The organism is Belnapia mucosa, assembly GCF_016775475.1.
Lineage (GTDB): Bacteria > Pseudomonadota > Alphaproteobacteria > Acetobacterales > Acetobacteraceae > Belnapia > Belnapia mucosa.
The window spans coordinates 1-4,628 of the sequence record NZ_JAEUXJ010000060.1; the positions used below are offsets into that span (position 1 = coordinate 1).

Annotated in this window: 4 protein-coding genes; 1 reads left to right on the forward strand and 3 read right to left on the reverse strand. The window is 61.9% G+C overall.

Features of this window, described 5'->3' with window-relative positions; genetic code table 11:
* A partial coding sequence (locus tag JMJ55_RS30270; protein ID WP_202829319.1) for a cation:proton antiporter domain-containing protein occupies window positions 1-329 on the reverse strand: 329 nt, incomplete at its 3' end.
* A gap of 212 nt (window positions 330-541) precedes the next feature.
* On the opposite strand from JMJ55_RS30270, the gene JMJ55_RS30275 reads away from it, so the two are divergent.
* Window positions 542-1,543 (forward strand): Bug family tripartite tricarboxylate transporter substrate binding protein, encoded by a 1,002-nt coding sequence (locus tag JMJ55_RS30275; protein WP_202829320.1) that lies wholly within the window; start codon window positions 542-544, stop codon window positions 1,541-1,543.
* Here the strand turns inward: JMJ55_RS30275 and JMJ55_RS30280 are convergent.
* Complete coding sequence (locus JMJ55_RS30280; protein WP_268885454.1) at window positions 1,540-1,929, reverse strand: terminase TerL endonuclease subunit; 390 nt, start codon at window positions 1,927-1,929, stop codon at window positions 1,540-1,542. The genes JMJ55_RS30275 and JMJ55_RS30280 overlap by 4 nt on opposite strands.
* 92 nt (window positions 1,930-2,021) lie before the next feature.
* A complete protein-coding gene (locus tag JMJ55_RS30285) occupies window positions 2,022-4,364 on the reverse strand; it encodes a xanthine dehydrogenase family protein molybdopterin-binding subunit (protein WP_202829322.1) in 2,343 nt (780 codons plus the stop codon).
* Between the last annotated feature and the right edge of the window lie 264 nt (window positions 4,365-4,628).

The window sequence follows — 4,628 nt, forward strand, 5'->3', positions numbered from 1 at the left end:
TCTGCAAAGCCTGGACGGAAGAGCCGTCTAGATTCATCCATGACCCGCACCACCAAATCCCGGGACCAAACATCTAGGATGGTAGTGGCATCGCGCAGCATCTCTTCCTTCGGAATGCGCCAGCCGTCTAGAAAGAGCAGTGGCGGCAGGAAAAGCAGAAAGAAGACCTCTGGGTCCAGCTCGACCCGTAGATTGGATGCCAACCCGACGACTCCGCCAAGCGCGATCTGCACCAATGGCCGCGGAACCGACCATGGAAGGGCCCTGGAAACCCAGCCACTCACGACGACTGCGAGAAGCAGCACCAGAACGATCGTAATCGTCTCCAACGAACCGCACGCCTCCGGTTGCATTCCAGCCGGAGCATACTACCCCCCGACCTTGCCGGACCATACCTGCGGTGGCGAAAAGGATGATGGGCCGCACGCGTTCTACAGCGGACAGACGGACATAAGCCGATCGGACTTATTGCGACGCGACCCTGCTCAACTGAGGATCACCTGCTCTGTCAGTTCGAGATTTCAGTAAGCAGTGTAGGGACATGCAGACATCCTGCTTCTCGCTCGGCATAATCCTGGGCAACAACATCTCCACGGAAAGGAACGCCATGCTCCGACTTCTAAGCGCCGTGGGCCTGCTGTGCGCGGCCCTGTCGATTTCATCCGCTCGCGCGCAGAATGCGGCCACGATGATTGTAGGCTACCCGCCGGGTGGTGCCACGGACCTCATGGCTCGCATCATGCAGCCGGAGTTAGCGATCGCGCTCAACGGTCAGATTGTGGTCAAGAACACGGCTGGAGCCAATGGCACGGTTGGCGCACTGGAGCTTGCCCGCTCCCGACCTGACGGGACGACCATCTTGCTTGCGCCGGGAGGCTCACTCGTGCTGACGCCTCATACGAGAGGAGCGCCGTTCCAACAGGCCGATTTCCTGCCGATCTGCCAGGTCACGGCTGCTCTTGTTGTTATGATGACGCCGCAGGACTCCGGCTTCCGCAGCCTGCAAGACGTCATCGCACGAGCCCGCGAAATGCGAGGCACCCTGCCCTACGCCAGCACCGGCCCAGGCGGAACGCCACATATCAGCATGATCGCGTTGGAGCGCCTCACCGGGATCGAGATGAACCATATCCCCTTCCGGGGCTCGGGCGAGGTGATGCAAGCCATGGTGTCCAAGCAGGTCCCGCTTTTTACCGACCAAGGAAATTTGGTCAGGCAGTACAACCTGCACCCCATTGCCGTCTTCAGTGAGGCGCGGACCCAGGAATTCCCGGACACGCCCACGATGCGCGAACTCGGCTATGATCTGGTTTTTACCATTTGGTCTGGCCTCTACGCGCCGGCCGGCACACCCACCGTGGTTCTGGATCGAATTGAGGCGGCTTGCCAACGCATGATGGCCGCCCCTGCTGTTGTGGAGGGAATGCGCAGGATGGATATGCCCATCCAGTACCGTTCCAGAGCCGACTTCACGGCGTACCATGCTGCAGAATATGCCCGCTTCGGTAGACTGGTTCAGGAGTTCAACCTGCGGGTTAACTAAGCTGTCGGAGCGACAGCGCCGGCGTTCGGCTGCGCCGACCACAGCTCCGCCCGCTCAAAGATGCTGGTGAACTGCTCCGGCTCAGTCATCGCCCGCCCGATCGCCATGACGAGGGTCACCGCGGCGTCGATCTTCTGCTCCGGCCGCGCCTTAGTCGGGTAGAGATTGCCCCGACGGTCGGGCTTGCAACCCACGTTGCCGATGCACCGCTCCAGCACCGGGTTGCCGTCGTGCTGGAGACGGCCGGAGCGCATGGCGGCGTTAAGCTCGATGATGGCTGGCGAGAAGTTCGCGGTGGTCGAGCGGAACTCGACCATCTCGATCTCCTGCGCACGTAACAACTGCGCCCGCTGCGTCGACTGCCAGGGGTGGCAGCCGACGCTCAGGACCCAAGCGCGGCGGCCGAACTACATGAGGTCGGCCATGGGTCAAAATCCCGCAACAGAGGAATGCCGTGAGGCAGAGTGGCTGACGCCGATCACGCTTGGTTGCCGCTATTGATGAGGCTCCAGAGCTTCAGCGGAGTCGCCGGCATGTCGACATGCAGAATGCCCAGTTCCTCAACCGCGTCCACAACGGCGTTCATTACGGATGGCAACGCACCCGCACACCCCGCCTCACCGCATCCCTTCGCTCCCAAAGCGTTTGTACGCGCGGGAACCGGATGACTTGCAAAGCCGAAGGACGGCGCATGCTCCGCGCGCGGCAAGCAATAATCCATATAGGATCCACTGAGCGGCTGCCCCTCCTCATTATAGGCGGTCAGCTCTGTCAGGGCCTGACCAATGCCTTGCATGATGCCCCCATGTGCCTGACCGGCAACCAGCATCGGATTTACCAGCACACCGAAGTCATTGGCGGTAACATAGCTAACCACAGCCGCTTCGCCCGTATCAGGATCGATCTCCACCTCGGCGATATGGCAGCCATTAGGGAAGGCGGAGTCCTCATACTGGTCTGTGTGAGACACATCGAGCGTGCGCGGCAATCCGTCTGGCAGCCCCGTCATCCCACGCAACCGCGCCGCGAGTTCCAGGATGCCGATCCCCCGGTCCGTGCCCACGATGCTGAACCGCCCGGAGGAAAACTCGATATCCGCAGCTGAGGCTTCCAACATATGGGCCGCAGCCGCCCTTCCCTTCTCGATCACCAGTGCGCTGGCCGATGATAGCACTGTGCCGGTCGCCATGATGGAGCGGGAGCCGCCCGTGCCGCCGCCCGCGATCAGCAGGTCACTATCACCCTGGCTCAAGCGGATGCGCTCGAACGGGATGCCAAGCCGGTCCACCAACACCTGCGCGAAGGGTGAGGCATGCCCCTGCCCGTAATCCAGCGTACCCGTCAGGATGGTCACGCCACCATCCTCGTCGAAGCGAATGCTCCCCATCTCCTTGGAGGGCGGTGCCGTCACTTCGAGATATTGCCCAATTCCAATGCCACGTAACTTTCCGCGCGCGCGGCTCTCAGCCCGCCGTCCAGCGAAACCATCCCAGTCGGCAGCGGCCAGCGCTTTCTCCAGAACGGCAGGAAAGTCACCGCTGTCGTAAAGCATCCCCGATGGCGCCTTGTATGGGATCTGGTCTGGGCGGATCTGATTGCGGCGTCGCAATTCCAGCCGGTCGATCCCCATCTCCCGCGCAGCGGTCTCAACCAGCCGCTCCATGTAATAGTTGCCCTCGGGCCGTCCCGCACCACGATAGGCGCCAACCGGCGTGGTGTTGGTGAAGACGCAGCGCGTCGATACCTCCACCAGTGGCGTGCGGTACACCCCGACCACGTTCTTCACGGTATTGCCCGTGGAAGGCAACGTGGTCGCGTTACTCATGTATGCACCGAGATTTCCAAAACCCGTCATCCTGACGGCGAGGAAGCGCCCTTCGGCATCCAGCGCCAGCTCCGCCAACATGTCGTGGTCGCGTCCATGGCTATCGGACAGGAAGCTTTCAGTGCGTCCATCCGTCCATTTCACCGGCCGTCCCAACTGCTTTGCCGCATGCAGAAGCGCGGGATATTCCGGATAGACGCTGGCCTTCATGCCGAAGGAACCGCCGACATTCCCCGTCAGCACCTGCAGCGCCTTGGGCTCTATACCCATCACTTTGGACAGATTGCCGCGCATGCCGAAGACGCCCTGGCTGCCCAGACGCAGGACATATCGCTCACTCTCATAGGTCGCCAGCGCCGACCGCGGCTCCATCGGCGAGACGACTACGCGGCTGTTTCGGATGTGCAGCCGGGTGACATGCGCGGCCTGCTCAAAAGCGCCCGCTACAACATCGGCATCGCCGTAGTGGAAGTCCACCACTTGGTTACCTGGCACGTCGTCGTAGAGCAGCGGCGCATTTGGAGCGACGGCGGCGCGCGCCTCAGTCACGACAGGCAGCGGCTCGATGTCCAACACCACAGCCTCAGCCGCGTCGCGTGCCTGCTTTGCAGTCTCTGCCACGACGATGGCCACCGGGTCGCCAACGAAGCGCACCTTGTCGGTCGTCATCACCGGCTGTTTCGGCAAACGGGCGGGGCTGCCGTCGCGGTTCTTCTGCCCCACCGAGACCGGCATGGGACCGAGCCCGGCCGCCTCCAGATCGCGGCCCGTATAGATCGCCAGCACACCGGGCAAGGTGACAGCCTCAGTCGTGTCGATCCCGTTCAATATCCCATGCCCATACGGGCTGCGAACCATCACTCCATAGGCTTGCCCGGGCAGGGACAGATCATCCGTATAGCGCCCTTCTCCCCGCAGCAGTACCGGATCCTCTTTACGGGAGACGGGTTGGCCAATGCCAAATTTAAGCAGCGAGGAATTGAAGGGGGCGTTCATACGGGCGTCCTCACAAGACAGCTTATCGCCAGGGGACCCCCAGCCGTCCCACATAGTTGGTTGGAGGTGCCGCATCTGCAAAGCCCCCCAGTTGCGTAGCTTGTCTGCTCCTGGGCGCACGACTGTATGTTGACCATGCAAACCACTAACCTGAGGGACCTATGTTCTGTTTGGAACAGCCCGTCTTAGAGTCCATCCGGGATCATGTGGTGTTCTGACACAGCCTTCGGAGCATACGGCGAACGGAGGCCCACCGGAGGAAGG

Bases quoted from the DNA above. Each gene is read 5' to 3' on its own strand.
- JMJ55_RS30275 (WP_202829320.1), top strand. From the start codon at position 542: ATGCAGACATCCTGCTTCTCGCTCGGCATAATCCTGGGCAACAACATC.
- JMJ55_RS30285 (WP_202829322.1), bottom strand. From the start codon at position 4,364: ATGAACGCCCCCTTCAATTCCTCGCTGCTTAAATTTGGCATTGGCCAA.